Annotated in this window: 17 protein-coding genes; 8 read left to right on the top strand and 9 right to left on the bottom strand. The window is 68.1% G+C overall.

Going from position 1 to position 22,442, the window contains the following annotated elements; genetic code table 11:
* The first annotated feature begins 6 nt into the window (after positions 1–6).
* The 4 genes from DIE11_RS32955 to DIE11_RS32940 all read left to right on the top strand — a co-directional run bounded on the left by DIE11_RS32955 (position 7) and on the right by DIE11_RS32940 (position 6,458).
* Positions 7–2,181, top strand: coding sequence for a malate synthase G (locus DIE11_RS32955; protein ID WP_124629532.1), 2,175 nt, complete (start codon positions 7–9; stop codon positions 2,179–2,181).
* A gap of 551 nt (positions 2,182–2,732) precedes the next feature.
* Entirely contained in the window at positions 2,733–4,295 is a 1,563-nt protein-coding gene (locus DIE11_RS32950; RefSeq protein WP_124629531.1) for a sensor domain-containing diguanylate cyclase, read from the top strand.
* Between the two features lie 107 nt (positions 4,296–4,402).
* A complete protein-coding gene (locus tag DIE11_RS32945; RefSeq protein ID WP_124629530.1) occupies positions 4,403–5,782 on the top strand; it encodes a cache domain-containing protein in 1,380 nt (459 codons plus the stop codon).
* A 31-nt stretch (positions 5,783–5,813) separates the two neighbouring features.
* Positions 5,814–6,458 carry a response regulator transcription factor gene (locus DIE11_RS32940; protein ID WP_059680172.1) on the top strand — a complete coding sequence of 215 codons (645 nt, stop codon included), beginning with the start codon at positions 5,814–5,816 and terminating at the stop codon, positions 6,456–6,458.
* 123 nt (positions 6,459–6,581) lie between these two features.
* On the opposite strand, the gene DIE11_RS32935 is transcribed toward DIE11_RS32940, so the two are convergent.
* Positions 6,582–7,178 (bottom strand): phospholipid-binding protein MlaC, encoded by a 597-nt coding sequence (locus DIE11_RS32935; protein ID WP_124629529.1) that lies wholly within the window; start codon positions 7,176–7,178, stop codon positions 6,582–6,584.
* A gap of 327 nt (positions 7,179–7,505) precedes the next feature.
* On the opposite strand from DIE11_RS32935, the gene DIE11_RS32930 reads away from it, so the two are divergent.
* Complete coding sequence (locus DIE11_RS32930) at positions 7,506–10,139, top strand: MMPL family transporter (protein WP_124629528.1); 2,634 nt, start codon at positions 7,506–7,508, stop codon at positions 10,137–10,139.
* A complete protein-coding gene (locus DIE11_RS32925; RefSeq protein WP_124629527.1) occupies positions 10,132–11,133 on the top strand; it encodes a VacJ family lipoprotein in 1,002 nt (333 codons plus the stop codon). Before DIE11_RS32930 ends, DIE11_RS32925 begins: the two co-directional genes overlap by 8 nt.
* Before the next feature lie 120 nt (positions 11,134–11,253).
* Here the strand turns inward: DIE11_RS32925 and DIE11_RS32920 are convergent, their stop codons facing one another.
* The 5 genes from DIE11_RS32920 to DIE11_RS32900 form a co-directional block, all read right to left on the bottom strand.
* Complete coding sequence (locus tag DIE11_RS32920; protein ID WP_059604817.1) at positions 11,254–11,910, bottom strand: phosphorylase; 657 nt, start codon at positions 11,908–11,910, stop codon at positions 11,254–11,256.
* 54 nt (positions 11,911–11,964) lie between these two features.
* Complete coding sequence (gene shc / locus DIE11_RS32915) at positions 11,965–13,938, bottom strand: squalene--hopene cyclase (RefSeq protein WP_059604640.1); 1,974 nt, start codon at positions 13,936–13,938, stop codon at positions 11,965–11,967.
* Between the two features lie 11 nt (positions 13,939–13,949).
* On the bottom strand, positions 13,950–15,203 hold the full coding sequence (gene hpnE / locus DIE11_RS32910) for a hydroxysqualene dehydroxylase HpnE (RefSeq protein WP_124629526.1): 1,254 nt from the start codon (positions 15,201–15,203) through the stop codon (positions 13,950–13,952).
* 4 nt (positions 15,204–15,207) lie between these two features.
* On the bottom strand, positions 15,208–16,056 hold the full coding sequence (gene hpnD, locus DIE11_RS32905; protein ID WP_059529130.1) for a presqualene diphosphate synthase HpnD: 849 nt from the start codon (positions 16,054–16,056) through the stop codon (positions 15,208–15,210).
* A gap of 257 nt (positions 16,057–16,313) precedes the next feature.
* Positions 16,314–16,646, bottom strand: a complete 333-nt coding sequence (locus DIE11_RS32900; protein ID WP_059604635.1) for a hypothetical protein — start codon at positions 16,644–16,646, stop codon at positions 16,314–16,316.
* 212 nt (positions 16,647–16,858) lie between these two features.
* Between DIE11_RS32900 and DIE11_RS32895 the strand changes: the two genes are divergently transcribed.
* Complete coding sequence (locus tag DIE11_RS32895) at positions 16,859–17,743, top strand: alpha/beta fold hydrolase (protein ID WP_124629525.1); 885 nt, start codon at positions 16,859–16,861, stop codon at positions 17,741–17,743.
* Between the two features lie 38 nt (positions 17,744–17,781).
* On the opposite strand, the gene DIE11_RS32890 is transcribed toward DIE11_RS32895, so the two are convergent.
* From DIE11_RS32890 to DIE11_RS32880, 3 genes are read right to left on the bottom strand one after another with little or no spacing between them, the layout of a single operon-like run.
* Positions 17,782–18,732: a GGDEF domain-containing protein gene (locus DIE11_RS32890; RefSeq protein ID WP_059604628.1), complete on the bottom strand. Its 951-nt coding sequence runs from the start codon at positions 18,730–18,732 to the stop codon at positions 17,782–17,784.
* Entirely contained in the window at positions 18,729–19,355 is a 627-nt protein-coding gene (locus DIE11_RS32885) for a chemotaxis protein CheC (protein WP_059604625.1), read from the bottom strand. The genes DIE11_RS32890 and DIE11_RS32885 overlap by 4 nt, the downstream gene beginning before the upstream one ends.
* Entirely contained in the window at positions 19,348–19,716 is a 369-nt protein-coding gene (locus tag DIE11_RS32880) for a response regulator (protein ID WP_040138947.1), read from the bottom strand. Before DIE11_RS32880 ends, DIE11_RS32885 begins: the two co-directional genes overlap by 8 nt.
* A gap of 467 nt (positions 19,717–20,183) precedes the next feature.
* Here DIE11_RS32880 and DIE11_RS32870 point away from each other — a divergent pair, with 467 nt between their 5' ends.
* Positions 20,184–22,427, top strand: a complete 2,244-nt coding sequence (locus DIE11_RS32870) for a hybrid sensor histidine kinase/response regulator (RefSeq protein WP_124629523.1) — start codon at positions 20,184–20,186, stop codon at positions 22,425–22,427.
* The last annotated feature ends 15 nt before the right edge of the window (positions 22,428–22,442 follow it).

Raw genomic sequence — 22,442 nt, 5'->3', positions numbered from 1 at the left:
ATCACGATGATCGACCAAGCAGGACTGCAAGTCGCGCCAGCGCTGAGCCAGTTCATTGAAAACGAAGCACTGCCGGGCACCGGTATCGACAAGACCGCATTCTGGAGCGGTTTCTCGGCCCTGGTGCACGACCTCGCGCCGCGCAACCGCGAACTGCTCGCGGAACGCGACCGCCTGCAGCAGGAACTCGACGCGTGGCATCGCGCGCACCCCGGCCCGGTGCGCGACCATGCCGCGTATCGCGCGTTCCTCGAACAGATCGGCTATCTCGTGCCGGTCCCGTCGAACGTCGCGGCAGCCACCGCGCACGTCGACAGCGAGATCGCGACGCAGGCCGGCCCGCAGCTCGTCGTGCCGCTGTCGAACGCGCGCTATGCGCTGAACGCCGCGAACGCACGCTGGGGCAGCCTGTACGACGCGCTGTACGGCACCGACGCGCTGCCGGAGGACGGCGGCGCCGAACGCACCACGGCCTACAACCCGACGCGCGGCCAGCGCGTGATCGACTACGCGCGTGAAGTGCTCGACAACGCGGCGCCGCTCGCGAGCGGCTCGCACCGCGACGCACTGCGCTATCGCGTGGAGGACGGCCAGCTCGCCGTCGAAACCGGCAAGGGCGTCGTGCATCTCGCGCAGCCGGCGCAGTTCGTCGGCTATCAAGGCGCGGCAGGCGCACCGTCCGCGATCCTGCTGAAGCACAACGGCCTGCACCTCGAGATCCAGATCGATGCGTCGACCCCCATCGGCCGCGCCGATCTCGCGAACGTGAAGGACGTCGTGCTCGAAGCCGCGGTCAGCACGATCATCGACTGCGAGGATTCGGTCGCGGCGGTCGACGCCGACGACAAGGTCCAGCTGTATCGCAACTGGCTCGGCCTGATGCAGGGCACGCTGGTCGAGGAAGTCGCGAAGGGCGGCAAGACCTTCACGCGCCGCCTGAACGCCGATCGCGAATACACGACGCCGGCCGGCGGCACGGTGACGCTGCACGGCCGCTCGCTGCTGTTCGTGCGCAACGTGGGCCACCTGATGACCAACGGCGCGGTGCTCGACCGCGACGGCAACGAGATTCCGGAAGGCATCCTCGACGGCGTCGTCACGGTGCTGTGCTCGCTGCATGACCTGAAGGCGAAGCGCAACTCGCGCACGGGCTCGATCTACATCGTGAAGCCGAAGATGCACGGCCCGGTCGAAGTCGCGTTCGCCGACACGCTGTTCGCGCGCATCGAGGACCTGTACGGCCTGCCGCGCAACACGCTGAAGATGGGCATCATGGACGAGGAGCGCCGCACCAGCGTGAACCTCGCCGCCTGTATCGCGGCGGCCGCCGCGCGCGTCGCGTTCATCAACACCGGCTTCCTCGATCGCACCGGCGACGAGATGCACACCGCGATGGAAGCCGGCCCGATGATCCGCAAGGGCGACATGAAGTCGTCGGCATGGATCCAGTCGTACGAGCGCAACAACGTGCTCGCGGGCCTGTCGGCCGGCCTGCGCGGCCGCGCGCAGATCGGCAAGGGCATGTGGGCGATGCCGGACCTGATGCATGCGATGCTCGAGCAGAAGATCGCGCATCCGCGCGCCGGCGCGAACACCGCGTGGGTGCCGTCCCCGACCGCCGCGACGCTGCACGCGCTGCACTACCACCTCGTCGACGTGCAGGCCGTCCAGCAGGAACTCGAGAAGACGCCGTACGCGAGCGAACGCGACGCGCTGCTCGAAGGCCTGCTGACCGTGCCGGTCGTCGAACGCGCCGAGTGGAGCGAGGCCGAGATCCTGAGCGAAGTCGAGAACAACGCGCAGGGCATCCTCGGCTACGTCGTGCGGTGGGTCGAACAGGGCGTCGGGTGCTCGAAGGTACCGGACATTCACGACGTCGGCCTGATGGAAGACCGCGCGACGCTGCGCATCTCGAGCCAGCACATCGCGAACTGGCTGCGCCACGGCGTGATCACCGAGGCGTTCGTGCTCGACGTGTTCAAGCGGATGGCGCGCGTCGTCGATCAGCAGAATGCCGGCGACCCGAACTATCGCCCGATGGCGCCCGGCTATGACCAGTCGACGGCATTCAAGGCCGCGTGCGCGCTGGCGCTGCAGGGCACGTCGCAGCCGAGCGGCTATACCGAGCCGCTGCTGCATCGGTTCCGGCTCGCGTACAAGGCGCAGCAGCACGGCGCGTAAACCCTTGGCAAGCGGGCTTTCCCGCATGCGGTTTCGCGAAACGGGCGGCCATCGTGGCCGCCCGTTTTTCATCTGCGAATTCATGCGGATACCGAAATGGATAATCGGTCCGTATCGCATGACCTCAAGTTCCTGCTTCACCGACCGTTAAAGCAGTAAAACCGGCCAGCGTGGAATTCGCGCCGCTCCTGCCCCTGGCGCAAAGCCTTGCGCCGCAACGCTCCACGCGCGATTGGCAAGTGTCGGCCACGGCGATAAGTTGATCCGGATCAACGGTCCGCAACATTCTCCGCGCATACGAATACGCGCGTTATACTCGGATCAATCCGCGCCGCCCGATTCGTCGGATCGTCGGATCGCGGCCAATCCTCCCGGTGAACGGAGTGATTTTTGCGGTTTATCTGGCCGCAATCATCGATGATCGGCTCCCGTTCTCCGGTCGATCGGGCGGCATGCGCATCGGAGACCGCATACCGGATCGCCGCCGGCAAATCATACGAACAATCGCATCGGCCCGCCGCCTGGCGCAGATGCCCATCGATCCACGAACCATGGCAGAAACCGACTACGCAATGCCCAGCGAATCCGGCCTGACGGGCCGCATCGCCGCGCAATTTCGCCGGTTCCTGCTGCCGCACCTGATCTTCTATTCAGGGCTGCTGATCGCGCTGCTCCTGTTGCTGCTGTGCGCCATCGTGCTGTACGAAGGCCGTATCGACGCACGCGATATCGCGCGCACCACCCAGCAGAACATCGCGCTGATGGCGTCGTGGGACATCGAGCGCAACATCGAGATCTATTCGCTGTCGCTGCAGGCGGTCGTCGACGGCTCGAACGATCCCGAAGTCGCCAGGCTGCCGATGTCGCTGCGCCGCCAGGTGCTGTTCGACCGCGCGACGACGGCCAAATATCTCGGCGGCATCTACGTGCTCGACGCGAACGGCGACATCGCGGTCGACGGCGTGAGCGATGTGCCGCGCAAGGTCAACTTCGCCAACGAACCGTATTTCACGGTGCACCGCGACCACCCGGACGTCGGCCTGTACATCAGCGATCCGTACCATTCCCGACTGCGCGGCGGCTCGCTGAGCATCGCGCTCAGCCGGCGTATCACGCGGCCCGACGGGTCATTCGGCGGCGTCGCCGTGATGTCGATCCGGCTCGAATATTTCCAGAACCTGTTCTCGCGCCTGGCGCTCGGCGATCGCGGCTCCGTCGCGCTGATCAACACCGACGGCCGAATGGTCGCGCGCAAGCCGTACGATCCGGCGATCGTCGGCCGCGACATCAGCAAGGCCAGCACGTTCCGGCACTTCATGACCGCGAACGAGGGCAGCTTCGCCGATACCGCGTCGATCGACGGCGTGCGGCGCCTGTACGTGTTCCGGCATCTCGAAAACGTGCCGCTGATCATCATGGTCGCGCGCTCGGAAGCCGACACCTACGCAGCGTGGTACGACCGTGCGATCCCGATCGGTTCGGCGATGGTCATGCTCGCGCTCGGCTTCGCCAGCTTGTCGCTTCTGCTCGACGTGCAGCTGCGCAAGCGGCACCGTGCGGAAACCGAACTGCAGGCGCTCGCGCGCACCGACGGCCTCACCGGCCTCGACAACCGCCGGATGCTCGACGTCACGCTCGCGCGCGAATGGCGCCGCGCGGCACGCTCGCAACACGCGCTGTCGCTGCTGTTCGTCGACGTCGATCACTTCAAGCGCTACAACGACACGCAAGGCCACCAGGCCGGCGACGACGCGCTCGCCGCGGTCGGCCGCTGCATTGCGGGCTGCCTGCGGCGCCCGGCCGACTATGCGGCCCGCTACGGCGGCGAGGAATTCGTCGTCGTGCTGCCCGACGTCGACACGCCCGGCGCCGTGACGATCGCCGAAGCGATCCGCACCGGCATCCTCGATCTCGGCATCCGGCACGCCACGGGCTCGTCCGACCGCCTGACCGCGAGCATCGGCGTGACGACCTGCTACCCGGAACGCGACGACAGCATCCAGGCCGCGCTGAAGCTCGCCGACGACGCGCTGTACCGGGCCAAGGAACGCGGGCGCAACCGGGTCGTCGTGCAGACGGCCGAGAGCCTGGATCGCACGCCGCGGCGCGCCTGAGCCACGGCGGGCCGCCGCCCCGCCGACCCCGGGCGAAATCGCCGACAATGTCGGCTCGCCGCCGCGCGACACATGTGCCGGCCGGCCCGCGCCCGCTTCACACCACCATGAGACTCAAGGCAAAGATTTTCCTCCTGGCCATCGTGCCATTCCTGCTCGCGATCGCCGGTATCGGCTTCGGCGTGCGCCAGCAGGCGACGTCGCTCGCGCGCACGCAGCACGCGACGATCCAGGCCGCCTACCTGTCGAGCAAGGAAGTGGAGCTGAAGCATTACGTCGAGCTCGCGACGAGCGCGATCATGCCGCTGTACGACGCGAGCGGCCGCAATGCGCGCGACGACGCGTTGCTGCGCACCCAGGCGCTCGCGATGCTGCAGAAGATGGATTTCGGCCCCGACGGCTATTTCTTCGTATACGACCTGCACGGCAATGCGCTGATGCATCCGCGCGAGCCCGAGCGCGTCGGCCACAACTACTGGTCGATGCGCGACCCGCAGGGCGCGCTGACGATCCAGCAGCTGATCGGCGCCGCGTCGCACGGCGGCGGCTACGTGCGCTACACGTGGCAGCGGCCGTCGACGGGCAAGCTCGCGCCGAAGCTCGGCTACGTCGTCGCGCTCGAACGCTGGGGCTGGATGGTCGGCACCGGCATCTATCTCGACGACGTCGACAACGCGTTGCAACGCATCGACGCGCGCGCGTCCGCGAACATCGAGCGGACGATGAGCTGGCTCACCGCGATCGCGCTGACCGGCGCGGCGGCGATCGCCGTCTGCGCGCTGGTGCTGAACGTCAGCGAGTCGCGCAGCGCCGACGCGAAGCTCAAGCAGCTCGCGCAGCGTGTCGTCGAATCGCAGGAACAGGAGCGCGAGCGGCTGTCGCGCGAACTGCATGACGGGATCAGCCAGATGATGGTGTCCGCGAAGCTGATGCTCGAATCCGCGCTCGCGCGCTTCGAGCGCGGTGCGACGCGCATGCCCGAAGCCGAGCAGGCGCTCGCGTCGGGTGTCGGACGTCTCGGCGAGACGCTGCGCGAAGTGCGGCGCATCTCGCATGCGCTGCGCCCGGCGATGCTCGACGATCTCGGCCTTGCGGCCGCGCTCGAGCAGCTCGTGCGCGAACTCGGCACGGAAAGCGGCATCGACATCGGCTATACGCAGGTGGCGCACAGCGGCGCGCGGCCGTTGCCCGCGCCGGTCAATACGGCGCTGTTCCGGATCGCGCAGGAAGCGCTCAGCAACATCGTGCATCATGCGCAGGCGTCGCGCGCGGCCGTCACGCTCGACGTCGGCGCGCATTCCGCCACGCTGACCATCGCCGACAACGGCTGCGGCTTCGATGCCGAGCGGTCGCAGACCGATGCGCGCCGCGGCATCGGGCTGCGCAACATGCGCGAGCGCCTCGACGCGCTCGGCGGCACATTGACGATCACGTCGCAGGTCGGCCACACCGTCGTGGCCGCGCGCGTGCCGCTGCGCGCCGCCTGACCACGCGCCCCATAACCGGAGACCTTTGCCCATGAGCGCCCCCGACACCGCCCGGCCCGCCGCCCGACTGCTGCTTGTCGACGATCACCCGCTGGTGCGCGACGGCCTGCGGATGCGGCTCGAGGCGGCCGACCTGTCCGTGGTCGGCGAAGCCGGCAACGCGGACGAGGCGCTCGCGCTCGCCGCGTCGCTCGAGCCCGATCTCGCGCTGATGGACGTCGGCATGAACGGGATGAACGGCATCACGCTCGCCGGCGTCTTTCACGAGCGCTTTCCGGGGATTCGCGTGCTGATGCTGTCGATGCACGACAACGTCGAATATGTGACGCAGGCCGTGCGCGCCGGCGCGAGTGGCTATCTGCTGAAGGATTCACCCGCGAGCGAGATCGTGCGCGCGATCGGCGCGGTGCTCACGGGGCAGACATTCTTCAGCGAAGGGCTCGCCGCGCGGATGATCCAGGCGAGCGCGACCGCGTCGCCGCTCGACCGCCTGACGCCGCGCGAACGCGACATCCTCGATGCGCTGGCCGAGGGGCTGTCGAGCAAGCAGATCGCGCAGCAGACGGGGCTCTCGGTGCGCACGGTGGAAACGCACCGGCTCAATCTGAAGCGCAAGCTCGAGATCGAGGGGCAGGCGGAGCTGATCAAGTTCGCGGTCGAGCATCGGCGGCGGTAGCCCGACACCGGCGTTGCGTCGTGCCGAACATGACGCCGCCACCGCGAACCCGCAACGAAAAGGGCGCCCGAGGGCGCCCTTGATGCATGCCGACATGCTGAACAGCCGGCCGACTGGCGGCGATCAGTTCGTCCGCGAGTTGTGCTTCTGCAGATACGCGATCAGGCCGTCGATGCCGCCCGACGCGAGCTGGCTCTTGAACTGGCCCTGGTAGACCTGGATCAGCCACGCGCCCGACATGTCGATGTCGTAGATTTTCCAGTCGTTACCGACCTTGCCGAGGCGATAGCCGACCGACTGGCTGTCGCCCGGCGTCGTGACCGTCGACTGCACCAGCGCATCGGCGCCCGACGCGCCGCCGGCCTTGAACGAGAACTTCGCGTCCTGGCCGCCGAGCTGCGCGAGCGACGCGGCATAGGTGCGCGTCATCAGCAGCTTGAACTGCTTGTAAAGCTCCTGCTGCTGTTGCGGCGTCGCCTGCTTCCAGGCATCGCCGACCGCGATGCGGGTCGTGCGTTCGAAGTTCGTCGCGGGCAGGAAGCGCTGCTCGACGACTTGCGTGACTTTCGCCATGTCGCCGCCGCGCGCGCCCGGATCGGCCTTCATCGCGTTGACGGTGCCTTCGACCGCATTGCGGACGATGTCGACGGGCGCGCTCTGCGCGAAAGCGGAAACCGACACGGCGGCCGCCGCGACGAAAGCAAAGAGATGACGTTTCATACGGATATCGCACTCGATGAGAAAAAACGGCCGGCGAATTGCATCGGTGGCATTGGCCGGTGGGTCGAAGTATAGCGGCCCGGCGCCCGGCCTGCCGCGTGGTGACCGACTGTTACCTTTCAACCCCTTTTGTCACAGGCCCCGTCGCGGCGCGACTCCAGTCGATTATGTAAGCATCCCCATACAAATCGCCGGGCTCCGCGCGCCGATTCCTGCGCTGCGGAGCAAATATCCTTCCCGCCCCTTTACGCTCCAACGTCGCGACCGACGCCACGTTGCGCCGGTATACTCGTTGTTTTGTCCTTGCCAGCCCCTCCCCGCCGCCACATGGTGACATCTCTCATCGTCCGACTCGTCGCATGGTCGGTACGCCGCCCCGTCTGGGTCGTCGTGCTGTCGCTCGTCGTCGCCGTCTTCAGCGGCGTCTACGTCGCGCAGCACTTCAAGATCAACACGGACATCAGCAAGCTCGTCGATGCCGAACCCCAGTGGGCCGCGCTCGGCCAGGCCGTCGACAAGGCCTTCCCGCAACGCAACGGCACGATCCTCGCGGTGGTCGAGGCCCCGGCACCCGAATTCGCAACCGCCGCCGCGCATACGCTCACCGAAGCCCTGCAGAAGCAGGCCGACGCCGGCCGCATCGGCCAGGTCGCCGAACCCGGTGGCGGCCCGTTCTTCGAGCACAACGGGCTGCTGTTCCTGTCGCCGCAGGAAGTGTCGGACACGACGACACAGCTCGCGAGCGCGCGGCCGCTCGTCAACGAACTCGCGAAGAACCCGAGCCTGACCGGGCTCGCGACCACGCTGTCCACCACGCTCGGCCAGCCGCTCCTGACCGGCCAGGTGAAGCTGCCCGCGATGGCGAAGCTGCTCGCGCGCAGCGCCGCGACGGTCGACGACGTGCTGGCCGGCAAGCCCGCCGCGTTCTCGTGGCGCGGGCTGGTCGACAGCGATGCCGCGCGCCAGCCGGCCCGCGCGTTCGTCACGGTGCAGCCGGTCGTCAACTACGGTGCGCTGAAGGCCGGTGCCGAGACGACCCAGGTGATCCGCGACACGGCGAAAGCGCTCGGCCTCGAGCAACGCTACGGCGCGGTCGTGCGGCTGACCGGCGAACAACCGCTCGCCGACGACGAATTCGCGTCGGTCGAAGACGGCGCCGCGCTCAACGGCGCGCTCACGCTCCTCGCCGTGCTCGTGATCCTGTGGCTCGCGCTGCGCTCGAAGCGGATGATCGGCTCGGTGCTCGTCACGCTGTTCGTCGGCCTCGTCGTGACCGCGGCGCTCGGCCTTGCGATGGTCGGTTCGCTGAACATGATCTCGGTCGCGTTCATGGTGCTGTTCGTCGGCCTCGGCGTCGATTTCTCGATCCAGTACGGTGTGAAGTACCGCGAGGAACGCTTCCGCGATCCGCGCATCGATCACGCGCTGATCGGCGCCGCGCACTCGATGGGCATGCCGCTCGCGCTGGCCACCGCGGCCGTCGCGGCGAGCTTCTTCTCGTTCATCCCCACCGCCTATCGCGGCGTGTCCGAACTCGGCCTGATCGCAGGCGTCGGGATGTTCGTCGCGCTGCTCACCACGCTCACGCTGCTGCCGGCGCTGCTGCGCCTGTTCGCGCCGCCGGGCGAATCGAAGACGCCGGGCTTCCCGTGGCTCGCGCCGGTCGACGACTTCCTCGATCGCCATCGCAAGCCGATCCTGATCGGCACGCTCGTGGTCGTGATCGGCGCGCTGCCGCTGCTCGCGTTCCTGCACTTCGACTTCAATCCGCTGCATCTGAAGGATCCGAACAGCGAATCGATGGCGACATTGCTCGCGCTGAAGGATTCGCCGGAAGCGGCCGTCAACGACGTCACGCTGCTCGCGCCGTCGCTCGCCGAGGCCGACGCGGCCGCGAAGCGCCTCGACGCGCTGCCGGAAGTGGGCCGCACGACGACGCTGTCGACCTTCGTGCCGGCCGACCAGCCGGCCAAGCGTGCGGCGATCGCCGCCGCCGCGAGTGACCTGCTGCCCGCGCTGACGCAGCCGCCCGCGCCGCCCGCGACCGACGCGCAGCGCGTCGCCGCGCTCAAGCGCGTGTCGGACCTGCTGAGCTACGCGGCCGAAGATCACCCGGGCCCGGGCGCGGCCGCCGCGCAGCATCTGTCGGCATCGCTCGCGAAGCTCGCCGCCGCGGATGCGGCGACGCGCGACCGCGCCGAACGCGCGTTCTCCGACACGCTGCGCATCGCGCTCAATCAGCTCGCGACGCTGCTGCAACCGCAGGACATCACGCGCGAATCGCTGCCGCCGCAGCTCGTGCGCGACTGGATCGCGCCGGACGGCCACGCGCTCGTGCAGATTTCGCCGAAGGTGCCGACGGGCGTCGATCCGAACGACGACACGATGCTGCGCCGCTTCGCGAAGGCGGTGAAGGCCGCCGAGCCGGGCGCGATCGGCGGCCCGATCTCGATCCTGCATTCGGCCGACACGATCATCAACGCGTTCCTGCATGCGGCGCTGTGGTCGATCCTGTCGATCACGATCCTGCTGTGGATCACGCTGCGACGCTTCGGCGACGTGCTGCGCACGCTGGTGCCGCTGCTCGTGTCGGGGCTCGTCACGCTCGAGATGTGCGTCGTGCTCGGCATGTCGCTGAACTTCGCGAACATCATCGCGCTGCCGCTGATGCTCGGCGTCGGCGTCGCGTTCAAGGTGTACTTCGTGATGGCATGGCGCGGGGGCCAGACGGGCCTGCTGCATTCGAGCCTCACGCACGCGGTGCTGTTCAGCGCCGCGACGACGGCAACCGCCTTTGGCAGCCTGTGGCTGTCGCATCATCCGGGCACGTCGAGCATGGGCAAGCTGCTCGCGCTGGCGTTGACCTGCACGCTGATCGGCGCCGTGGTGTTCCAGCCCGTCCTGATGGGCAAACCGCGCGTCAAACGCGCCAAGAACCAATCGCAAGGAATCAATGAATAAGGTGCGAATCATTGCGGCGACCGTTGCCGCCACCGCAGTGCTGTCCGGCTGCGCGACGGGACCGAACCGCAACCCCAATGACCCGCTCGAGCCGATGAACCGGGCGATGTACAAGTTCAACGACACCGTCGACACGAACATCGCCCAGCCGATCGCGAAGGGGTACCAGAAGGTCACGCCGACACCCGTGCGCACCGCGATCAGCAACTTCTTCTCGAACCTCGGCGATCTCGGCAACATCGCGAACAACCTGCTGCAGCTCCGCATCACCGATGCAACCGAGGATCTGATGCGCGTGGCGATGAACTCGGTGTTCGGCGTCGGCGGCCTGATCGACATCGCGACACCGGCCGGGCTGCCGAAGCATCATCAGGATTTCGGGCTGACGATGGCGCGCTGGGGCGTGCCGTCCGGCCCGTACCTCGTGCTGCCCGTGTTCGGGCCGAGCACGATCCGCGATGGCGTCGGCCGCGCGGTGGACGTTCGCTTCAACCTGCTCAACTACATCGAGCCGGCCGTGCGCAATCCGATGTACATCGCGCAGTTCATCAGCGCGCGTTCGGACCTGCTCGGCGCAACCGACCTGCTGAAGCAGGCCGCGCTCGATCCGTATTCGTTCGTGCGCGACGCATACCTGCAGCAGCGCAAGTCGCTGACGTATCGCAGCCAGTCGGCATCGGCCGCGCCGCCGACCTACACCGAGCCGGGTGAATCGGGCGCGGTGCCGGCGGCCACGCCGGCCGTGCCGGGGTTGCCGAACTACGCGGATCCGGGCGAGGGTGCCGCACCGAACAACGCGCCGGCTGCGCCGGGGTTGCCGAAGTATGACGACCCGGGTGCGGACGGCGCGACGCCTGCGAGTACGCCTGCGAGTGCGCCTGCGAGTGCGCCGGCGGCTGCGTCGGCCGGGGCGACGACCGCGCCGGCCGCCAACGGCGCGCCGATCGCGCCGGCGATGCCGACGGTGCCCGCGAGCGGTCCGGCCGCGCAGTAACGCGCACGACATCCGCCCGCAAGCCGAAGAGCGCTGCATCATGCAGCGCTCTTTTTTTTGCGTGTCCGGAAAACGAAAAAGGGAAGGGGGAGAGGAGAAGCCGAACGCGGCGAGCGCCGGTCAGACGATCCGCATCGCGCCCGCACGTTCGAACGCGTGCCGCGCCTGGATCAGCGTCGTGCGCGCCGCGCGCGCATCGCCCGCGACCTGCAGCAACGGACCAAGCTGCGACGGCTGCTTCAGCAGCTCGCGCAGGATCGGCAGAATGGCCGTGCTGCCGTCGTCGCGCAGGCCGGCCGTCGCCGCGCGCGGCAGCGTGCGCCACGCAGGGTCGACGATCGCGCGGCACACCGCGAACGGCACGCCGCGCGACGCCGCGAAGGCCGCGGCGATATGCGATTCCATGTCGACGGCAAGCGCGCCCTTCGTGCGATGCAGCGACGCCTTTTCCTGCTCGCTGACCACCGGCGCGCCCACTGCCGCCATCGTGCCGCGCGTGACGCGCGCCCACACCGGCGTGTCGTGCAGCGCGGCGACGAGCCGCGCGCTCCAGCCCGGATCGGTCTGCACGCGGCCGAACGGCCCGTCGATCGCGTCCGCGATCACGAGCGCGCCCGGCGCGAGATCGGGTGCGAGCCCGCCCGCCGTGCCGAAGCTCACGATGCCCGCGCAACCGCGCGCGGTCGCCTCGGCCAGCGCGCGCTCGAGCCGGTCGGCCCGCGCCGCGAACACGGCCTCGACGCCGTGACCGCGCGCGATGCGTGCCTCGAATGCCATCCCCGTGACGGCGATGACGGGCAAGGTGCCGTTGTGCTGCGCCGGTGCCACGCGTTACATCCCGACCGTCACGCGCGTCGCATTGGCGCGCTTCAGGTTGCGATAGCGCGCGAGCGCCCACAGCGGGAAGAACTTGCGATACCCGTGATAGCGCAGGTAGAACACGCGCGGGAAGCCGGTCGCCGTGAAGCGCGTCTCGTCCCACAGGCCTTCTTCGTTCTGCTGCGCGATCAGGTAGTCGACGCCGCGTGCAACGGCCGGGTTGTTCACCTCGCCCGCCGCCATCAGGCCGAGCAGCGCCCAGGCCGTCTGCGACGCGGTGCTCGGCGCCTGCTCGAAGCCGCGGTAATTCAGCTTGTAGCTGTCGCCGTCCTCGCCCCAGCCGCCGTCCTTGTTCTGGATCGACAGCAGCCACTGCGCGCCGCGCTTCACGCGCGGATCGTCCGGCGTCAGGCCGGCCGCGTTCAGCGAGCACAGGGCCGTCCACGTGCCGTACACGTAGTTCATCCCCCAGCGGCCGTACCAGCTGCCGTCCGGTTCCTGCTCCTTCAGCATGTAGTCGAGCGCGCGACGGGCCGGCTCGCTGTTCAGCGCACTCTCGCCAAGTTGCGACAGCATCGACAGGCAGCGGCCCGATACGTCCGAGGTCGGCGGATCGAGCAGCGCGCCGTGATCCGAGAACGGGATGTTGTTCAGGTAGTACTGCGTGTTTTCCGGTTCGAACGCGCCCCAGCCGCCGTCGCTGCTCTGCATGCCGACGACCCATTCGCGCGCGCGCGCCATCGATTCGCGATACGTATCCGTCTGCTTGAGCTTCTGCGCACGGTCCATCGCCATCACGACCACCGCCGTGTCGTCGACGTCCGGATAGTGCGCGTTCGCATACTGGAACGCCCAGCCGCCCGGCCGCACGTTCGGGCGGCGCGAGATCCAGTCGCCGCGCACGTCGAGGATCTGCAGCGGGCGCAGCCAGTCGAGGCCGCGCAGCACGGCCTCCTCGGCACGCGCGTCACCGGTTTCGAGCAGCGCATGCGCGACAAGCGACGTGTCCCACACCGGCGACAGGCACGGCTGGCAATACGCTTCGTCCTCGTGCACGACGAGCAGCTTCTCGATCGACTTGCGCGCGATCGCGCGGTTCGGATGATCTTCCGCATAGCCGAGCACGTCGTACATCATCACCGCGTTGGCCATCGCCGGATAGATCGCGCCAAGGCCGTCCTCGCCGTTCAGGCGCTCGTCGACGAACGACACGGCCTGGCGGATCGCGCGTTCGCGCGTGTAGCTCGGGAACAGGCCGTCGACCGCGCGCAGCGCGTGGTCGACCACGCGGAAGAACGCGAACCAGCCAGGGCTCTGGTGGCCCTGGCGCGGCAGCAGGCCGGCGTTGACGGGCGGGTCGATGAACAACTCGTCGATGCGCACGCCGCGCGGGTTCTTCGCGATCGGACGCTTCGCGTTCAGCACCAGCAGCGGCACGATCACGGTCCGCGCCCAGTACGACACCTTCGACAGGTGGAACGGGAACCATTGCGGCAGCAGCATGATCTCGACCGGCATCATCGGCACCGCGCGCCACGGAATCGCACCGTACAGCGCGAGCTGGATCCGCGTGAACACGTTCGACATCTCGGCGCCGCCCATCGCGTGGATCGCGCGGCGCGCACGCTGCATGTGCTCGGCGTTCTCGTCGTCGCCAATCACCTTCAGCGCGAAATACGCCTTCACGCTCGCGCTGATGTTCGGCGCGCCGTCGGTGAACAGCGGCCAGCCGCCGTCGGCCTGCTGGATGCGACGCAGATAGCGGCCGATCTTCTGTTCGAGCTCGAGGTTCGGCGTCTCGCCGAGATAGTGGACGAGCAGTATGTATTCGGCGGGAATCGTCGAATCGGCTTCGAGTTCATAGACCCAGTGTCCGTCCGCGTTCTGCGCGGCCAGCAGCGCGTCGGTCGCGCTGGCGACAGCCGCGTCGAGTCCGGCCGGCACGGTGCCGGCGGACAGGTTAGCCATATCGGTGAGATCGTTCATCGGTCCCTCTCTTATTGTGTCTGGAGCACGTCCGCGGCCAGTTGGCCGGAACGGATCGCGCCCTCGATCGTGGCGGGCAAGCCGGTGGCAATCCAGTCGCCCGCCAGCACGAGATTGGTCCAGCGCGTACGCACGGCCGGACGTTTCATTTCCTGCGACGGCACCGCCGCAAACCCCGCGCGCGGCTCGACGACGAGCTGCCACGCGGGGAGGGTTTCCGGGTTCGCGCCGGTCACGCGCGCGACGTCTTCCCAGATGCGCCGCGCGAGCACATCGCGCGGCATGTCGAGCCAGCGGCCCGCGTCGCGGATCGTCGCCGCGAGCGGACCATCGCCTGCGCGCACCGCGTCGACGATGCCGTTGACGACGGCCGTCTGCAGCGGGCTGCCCGCCGGTGTATCGACCGCGAAATACGCGGTCACGACCGCGCTGAACGTGTCGGGCGCGGTGAGATCCGGGACGAGCGGCTGCGCGACCTCGGGCGGCACAGCCAGCACGACCGCGTCGCCCGGCGCGAGATCGACACGCTCGCCGCCGATCGCGACCGCATCGACCGCGTTGCCGTGCGCGCCGAATTCGAACGCATCGAGCCGCGAGTTCAGGCGGATCTGCGCGCCGCCGTGCTGCAGCATCCGCAGCGCCGGTTCGACGAATGCGCTGCCGAGTCCGTGGCGCGCAACGAGCGGGCGCCAACCGGGGCCGCCCGCGGCAAACATGCCGCACAGTGCCGCGCGCGCGAGCTCGGCGCTCGCGTGGCGCGGTTCGACGTTCAGCACCCCGAGAAAATACGGCCGCAGCCAACGATCCCACAGCACGCCGTCGCATCGCATCGTCTGTGCGAGTGAGCGCCCGGTGCGCGCGAACGCGAGCGACGCCAGCGCGAGGTAGTCGAGCGGCGTGGTGCCCGGCGCACGCGACGCGGCATCGAACAGCCACGACGGCCAGCGCCCGTTGCCGAAGCGCAGCGTCCAGCGCTGCTGCGACGCGACGTCGATCACCGGATATTCAGGCAGTGCGGGCCCCGTGAGCTGATCGGCCGCGCCGATCGCGCGCAGGTAGCGCTGCGTCGCGGACTGCCCCGCGAAGACCTGGTGCAGCCCGCCGTCGAGCGTCGTGTTCAGCGTCTCGTCGAACCACGAGCGGCAGCGGCCGCCAGCATGCGCATGCGCGTCGTGCAGCACGATGCGCCGCCCGCGGCGTTGCAGCTCGACGGCAGCCGACAGGCCCGCGAGTCCTGCACCGATCACGTGGACGGTTCTGGGCATTGGCTCAGAACAGCGCGTAGCGCGCGGCGATCATCAGCATGCGCGCCTTTGGCTTGCGCAGCGGCACGCGCGGGGCGGCGAAGCCACGCGCGATCGCGGCTTCCAGAATGCAGCGGTACGCGCCTGACATGATGCGCGGCGCCTTGACCTGCGCGCGCGTGCAGCGATCCATCACGGCGTCCGCCGCGCGGAAATGCTCGAGCGCACGCTCGACGAGCGTTGCGCACACGCGCGGCAGCGCCGGGTCGCGCACGATCGTCGCCGGATCGGTGATCGCGATGCCTTCGCGCGCGAGCAGCTCGCGCGGCAGGTAGCAGCGGTTGATCGCCGCGTCGTCGTCGATGTCGCGCAGGATGTTCGTCAGCTGCAGCGCGCGGCCGAGGTGGTGCGACAGCTCGATGCCTTCCGCCTCCGGGATCCCGAAAATCCTCACCGACAGACGGCCGGCCGCACTCGCCACGCGATCGCAGAAGAGGTCGAGCGTCGGTTCGTCCGGCGCGCAGATGTCCTCGGCGGCGTCCATCGCCATCCCGTCGATCATCGCGTGGAAGTCCTCGCGCTTCAGGTCGAATGCGCGGATCTCGCGCTCGAGCGCGACCAGATGGCGCGGCGGCTGGCCGGCGAAGCACGCGTCGATGTCCGCGCGCCAGCGATCGAGGCCCGCGTTGCGCTCGGCGCGCGGCAAGTCGCTGTCGGCGATGTCGTCGACCGCGCGGCAGAACGCGTAGACCTGGAACATCGCGTCGCGCTGCACCGCCGGCAGGATGCGCATCGCCAGATAGAAAGAACTGCCCGATGTGACGGCAGCGGCGTCGGTTTCTTGTTCGTCCACGACGAGATTGGAAACGGCCAAGACGAGCTCCACGGAGACACCCACGCGGGGCGATTGAAGAAGCCATGCCCGGCTGGGTTGGTCAGGGCGTCAAATGCGTGCGAGATATGCGAACGATCGACGCAGACAGGCACAAATTACCGGCCGGATGCCGGAATTGGGCGAAAGTATAGCAATCTTTGAAGTTCGAAGGGCGGAGACGCGCCGCGCCCGGCAGGCCGTCAGGGGGCTCGGGCCTGCGTGGCCGGGCGCGCCCGAGAGCGGCGTCGCGCCGCTCGTCAGCCGTAGACGATGTCGCGCTGCAGATCGAGCGCAATGAGCCCCATTTCACGGGTCAGCTGCAGCATCGAGCGGCGTTCGAGGCGCGAGCCCATGAAGCTCGTCACGCGCCCGTCGGGGTCCGCCGTAAACTGGAACGACGGGCCGCCGGTGCCGAACCACGCGCCCGGCACGTCGGGCGACTCCTGCCAGTCGATCTGCTCGAACACGCGCGCGATCCCCGCGCGCACGACGTCGCCAGGGCCGATCGGCGGCGCGATCTCGCCCAGGTCGTCGAGCGAATAGGGGCCAGGCTTGTCCGGCCGCCGGTAGAAGAGGTAGTCGACGTTCATGGGGCGCAATCGGAAGCAAAGCGTCAAATTAGCGCGCTTCGGCGCAAATTCAAATCAGATCAGGACGAATTGTGGCCTGAACGAGACAAGAGGGCCTCATCGCGGCAGCCGATCCGGGCACGCGCACGCGCGCGGTCGGGCCGCGCGTTCATGCTTGGACGCGCGCGGCTTCGTCTAAGATGAACACCTCTCTCGAAAAAGACACGGACACCATGGAGACGAATGTAACCGCTGCCGCGCAATCCGGCCATCCCGTTTTCGTGCTTGTGCACGGCGCGTGGCATGGTGCGTGGTGCTACGGGCACGTCGCGGCCGCGCTGGCCGCGCGCGGCTACCTGTCGATCGCGCGTGACCTGCCCGCGCACGGCGTCAACGCCCGCTTTCCAGCGTCGTATCTCGAACGGCCGCTCGACGAGGACGCATTCGGCGCCGAGCCGTCGCCGGTGGCGAATACCACGCTCGACGATTACGCGACACAGGTGATGCAGGCGGTCGACGACGCATACGCGCTCGGGCACGGCAAGGTCGTGCTCGTCGGCCACAGCATGGGCGGCCTCGCGATCACGGCCGCGGCGGAGCGCGCGCCGGAGAAAATCGCGAAGATCGTCTATCTCGCGGCGTTCATGCCCGCGTCGGGCGTGCCGGGCCTCGACTACGTGCGTGCGCCCGAAAACAAGGGCGAAATGCTGGGCCCGCTGATGCTCGCGAGCCCACGCGTCGCGGGCGCGCTGCGGATCGATCCGCGCAGCGGCGATGCCGCGTATCGCGCGCTCGCGAAGCGCGCGCTGTACGACGACGTCCCGCAAGCCGACTTCGAGGCGGTGGCGAACCTGATGACCTGCGACGTGCCGGCCGCGCCGTTCGCGACCGCGATCCCGACGACCACGGCGCGCTGGGGCGCGATCGATCGTCACTACATCAAGTGCCTGGCGGATCGCGTGATCCTGCCCGCGCTGCAGCAGCGCTTCATCGACGAAGCCGACGCGTTCGTGCCCGGTAATCCAACGCACGTGCACCAGCTCGACAGCAGCCATTCGCCGTTCATGTCGCAGCCGGCCGTGCTGGCCGGCGTGCTCGTGGATATCGCGAAAAGCTGAACGGCGCGGATCGCACGCGTAAAGCGGCGGCGCGGCGGTTACGCGTAGGCGACCGACCGATCGCGCCCGAGCCGCTTCGCGCGATAGAGCGCGGTGTCGGCCTCGTTGACGAGCGTGTCGAACGCCAACGCGCCCGCCGTCGCGCACGCGCAGCCGACGCTCGCCGTCACCGGCACACTGACGCCTTCCGCGTCGACCGGCGTGCTGCCGATCGCGTCGCGCACCTTGTCGGCCACCCGCATCGCCTCGTCGAGATTCGTGCACGGCAGCAGCAGCGCGAATTCCTCGCCGCCGAAGCGGCCGAACGTATCCTGCGCGCGCACGATCGACGCGACGCGGCGCGCCGTCTCGCGCAATACCGCGTCGCCGGCCGCATGCCCGAACCGGTCGTTGATCGTCTTGAAGTGGTCGAGGTCGAACAGCAGCACCGACAGGTCACCGCCGTAGCGCTGCCAGCGCGCGAACTCGTCGCCGAGCCGCGCCTCGAAGAAGCGACGGTTCGCGATGCCGGTAAGACCGTCGCGATTCGCATGCTCGCGCAGCTTCGCGACCGCCTCCTCGCGCTCGCGCTGCATCACGCTCACGTGCGTGACGTCCGAGATCGTCACGCACACGGCCTCGACTTCGCGGCCACGCGTGAGCGGCATGAACGTGCAGTCCTGCTGCATGTAGTCGACGCCGCCGGTGATCGGCCGGTCGTGCTCGAAGCGAAACAGGTAGGGCCGCTGCTCCCACGAGCTGAATGCGAAACTGCCGAGCTGGAACACGCTCTCGAGCTTGCGTTCGAGCCATGCGCGCGGCAGTTCCGGAAAGCGGTCGAACAGGTTGCGGCCGATCACGTCGGCAGCCGGGATACCGCTGTGGTCCTGCATGAAGCGATTCCACATCAGCACGTTCATCGTGCGGTCGAGCACGAACAGGCCGAAGCCGACCCGTTCGATCACGAGGTCGCTCAGCGACGCGGCGGTGGTGATCGGGGTAGCGGTCATAGCGCGGACAGCAACGCGTCGAGCGCGTCGCCCATCAGCCGGATCGAATCCTCGGCCATCAGCATCACGAAATGTGCGCGGAATGCGTGATCCTCGAGGCCGAAGTTCACTTCGAGCAGCAGCGCGACACTCCATGCGAGCGCGGTCGGCTGGAATACGTCGTCGAACGACACGTTCGCGCCGAGCAGCCCCGGCGGGAAGAACACGGGCTTGCGGCCGAGTTCATCGAGAATCGACGCGACGCACGCGCTCATCAGCACGTTCGCGACGTCGAACACGAGTTCGTCCTGCGTGGCCATGCCGGCGTACACGCCGTCGCCGAACGTGCGGTCCATCAGCGACATGAGCCGCGCGACGCCCGCGCTGCGGCACAGCACGATCGCCTCGCCCTTGATGTCGGAACGGAATCCCTGGCGCACGGCTGTCACGTTCTCGTGGATGCCCGTCATCTCGCGCAGCGCGTCGCCCGCATCGGCGGCCTTCACGACGCGCACACGCGGTACCGAGAGCTCGATGAAATGCCCGAGCAGGAGCGCGAGCCGTGCGGCGGCGCGGCCCATCGCGAGGTTGGCGATCTCCTGCAACGCGTCGCGTTGCTCCGCCGTGAACACCGATTCAGGCATACAACCCATACTCCTTGAGAATGGGCAGCAACGCCTCCGACGTCACGGGCTTGGCAACGAATGCGATCGCGCCCAGCTCGCGCACGCGTGCTTGCGCCTGCGGCTGAATATCGGCGGATACCACGATCACGAACGTGTTCAGATCTTCGTGGCGCAGTGTCTCGAGCACCTGATAGCCGTTCATGTCGGGCATCGTCAGGTCCAGAAACATCACGGAAGCTTTGCCGTCACGATAGAGCGCCAGAGCCTCGCGACCATTCGCCGCATACGCGACGTCGACGTCCCAGTCTCCCGGCAGTGCCTTTGTCAGAAGTTTGCGAGCGAGCAAGGAGTCGTCGGCGATCACGATCGGCAAAGGCATGGCGGCGAAGCGGTATACGGAATGGTCTCTCTCGCGTTAACGACTGCGCGGCGCACTTCTTGAGGCGCCATGCAATCAAGCGTGGGCCCCACCGTGCGGCCGCGCGTGGGCGTCGCGGCGCGAAGCACGCGACACACCGCGCCGCGAACGCCGGCGGGCGCATATATCTGTCATAGGGAAAGCAAGGCGCGATTCTCTGAGTAAACCGAGGGCAGTGCAACTCGCCATTTTCACCATTTCGAACAGAATCGGTTCGATCGCGCGGCATTCCGAAAACAGTCGCGGCCATTTTCAAGATAAGCACGCAAAATTTTTCCTTGTGTACGTTTGCGCTGCCGGATTCATAGCGTTTTCAAACTTTCATTTCGCACCTGTCGGAATCATCAGGTTGCACATCCGTGCGCCGGTACGGCGAGCAAGCGCAACTCGTTTATGATTGAACATCTCAGCCTGGCCCGCATTCCTCAATGACGTCCGAACGTCCCGCCGACTCCCGCACACCCGCCTCCCCGCCCGCCGACGACTGGCAGGACGACGGCAACTATGCGTCCGGCGCACCCGAGCACGATTTCGCCGTCCGGCGCGTGACGCTGATCGTGCTGCTGGTCGCGGCGATCGTGCTGCCGTGCATCTACGTGTCGGTCATGGCGTACAACGACCTGACGGCTCGCGAGGCCGCGGCGAGCGACGTGACGATGCGCACCGTGCGCGTCGCCGAGGAGCATGCGCTCAAGGTGTTCGACCTGAGCGAGACGCTCGATGCGCGCATCGTCGACCTCGTGCAGGACATGGACGACGCCACCGTGCGCCGCCACGAATCCGACATCCACGAAGCGCTGAACACGATCGGCGGCGGCTATCCGCAGGTGGCCGCGGTGTCGATCTTCGGTGCGAGCGGGATGCTGCTCGCGAACAGCCTCTACTATCCGGCGCCCTATGCGTCGATCGCGTACCGCGACGACTTCGCCGGCATCCGCGACGGCAAGGTGATCGAGCACATCTCGAAGCTGATGATGGGGCCGCTCAAGCTCGAGAACATCCCCGTGTTCAACACGGGCGTCGCGCGACGCCACAGCGACGGTTCGTTCGCCGGGATGGTGTCGATCGCGCTGAAGTCTTCGTATTTCAATGCGTTCTACCGCGACCTGCTCGGCGGCGCGGCCACGCCGATGACGATGGCGCTCGCGCGCTCCGACGGCGCGGTGATCGCGTCGTATCCACCGCCGCCATCGCTCGCGCATACCGATCTCACGGCCACGTTCGGCAACGCGCGCAACGATCCGCGCGCGGGCGTCGTGCGCGTGCGCCACGACGGCGCCAGCAGCGAGATCGTCGCGTACCGCCAGGTCGGCAGCTACCCCGTGTACGTGACGTGTGCGTACCGCACCTCCGCGATCTGGCATGAATGGTACGAACACCTGAGCGTGCTGTTCATCTCGATGTTCGCGCCGTCGATCGCGCTGTGGTCGGTGATCTGGCTGTCGCTGAAGCGGTTGAAGGCGGAAGAGGAAGCCTGGGACCGCTGGCAGGCCGAAGCGTCGATGCGGCGCTCGATCGAATCGGCATACCGGCAGTCACGCAAGATGCAGGCGCTCGGCAACCTGGTCGGCAGCGTCGCGCATGACTTCAACAACCTGCTGATGATCATCTCGAGCAACGTGCAGATCGCGCGGCGACGCGGCGTCCAGCATCTCGACAAGGAACTCGGCGCGATCGAACGCGCGCTGAAGAACGGCCAGTCGCTCACGCGCCAGTTGCTCGGCGTCGCGCGCAAGCAGCCGCTGCACAACGAAACGATCGACGTCGGCCAGTGGCTCGGCACGTGCCGTGAACTGCTGAAGACGTCGCTCGGTTCGAAGTCGTCGCTGGTCGTCGCGATCGAGCCCGGCATCTGGCCGATCCGGGTCGATGTCGCGGAGCTCGAGCTCGCGGTGATCAATCTCGCCGTCAACGCGCGCGATGCGATGACGGTCGGCGGCCGCTTCACGGTCGGCGCGCGCAACGTGACGCTGCGCCGCGAGGACGGCTTTCCGCTGATCGGCGACTTCGTTCAGATCTCGCTCGACGATACGGGCTCGGGCATGGCGCCCGACGTGCTCGCGCGCGCGTTCGAGCCGCTGTTCACGACGAAGGCGCAGGGAATGGGAACGGGACTCGGGCTGCCGCAAGTGTTCGCGTTCTGCGAGCGCTCGGGCGGCCTCGCGACGATCGACAGCGCAGTCGGCGCCGGGACGTCGGTGCGCCTTTACCTGCCGCGCGCACGCGTCGAGGACATCGTCCCGCGGTCACAGCCCGTCTCGCACGACGCCGGCGCGCTGGCGGGCCTGCATGTGCTGCTGGTGGAGGACAACAGTGAAGTCGCAGCCGGCACCGAAGCGCTGCTGACGCTACTCGGGCACCGCGTCACCTACGCACCCACCGCCGACGACGCGTTGCGCCTGATCGAGGGCGCGGCCGCGAACGACGCATTCGATCTGGTGATCTCGGATATCCACATGCCGGGCCGCCTGAACGGCATCGATCTCGCCGAAGCGATCGACAAGCGGCCGGGGAAGCTGCCCGTGATCCTGGTCACGGGATACGCGGAGGAACTCGACCGCACGCGTACCGTCAACGTGCGCGTGCTGTCGAAGCCGTTCGACATCGCACTGCTCGACGAGATCCTGCTCGGCATTCGCGAAGCACGCGATGCGCGGCACGCCGGCGCCTGACCCGCGGCATGCGGG

This window comes from Burkholderia sp. Bp9012, assembly GCF_003853825.1.
In the GTDB taxonomy this organism is placed as follows: Bacteria; Pseudomonadota; Gammaproteobacteria; order Burkholderiales; family Burkholderiaceae; genus Burkholderia; species Burkholderia diffusa.
This window is presented reverse-complemented; position numbering and strand designations above follow the sequence as displayed.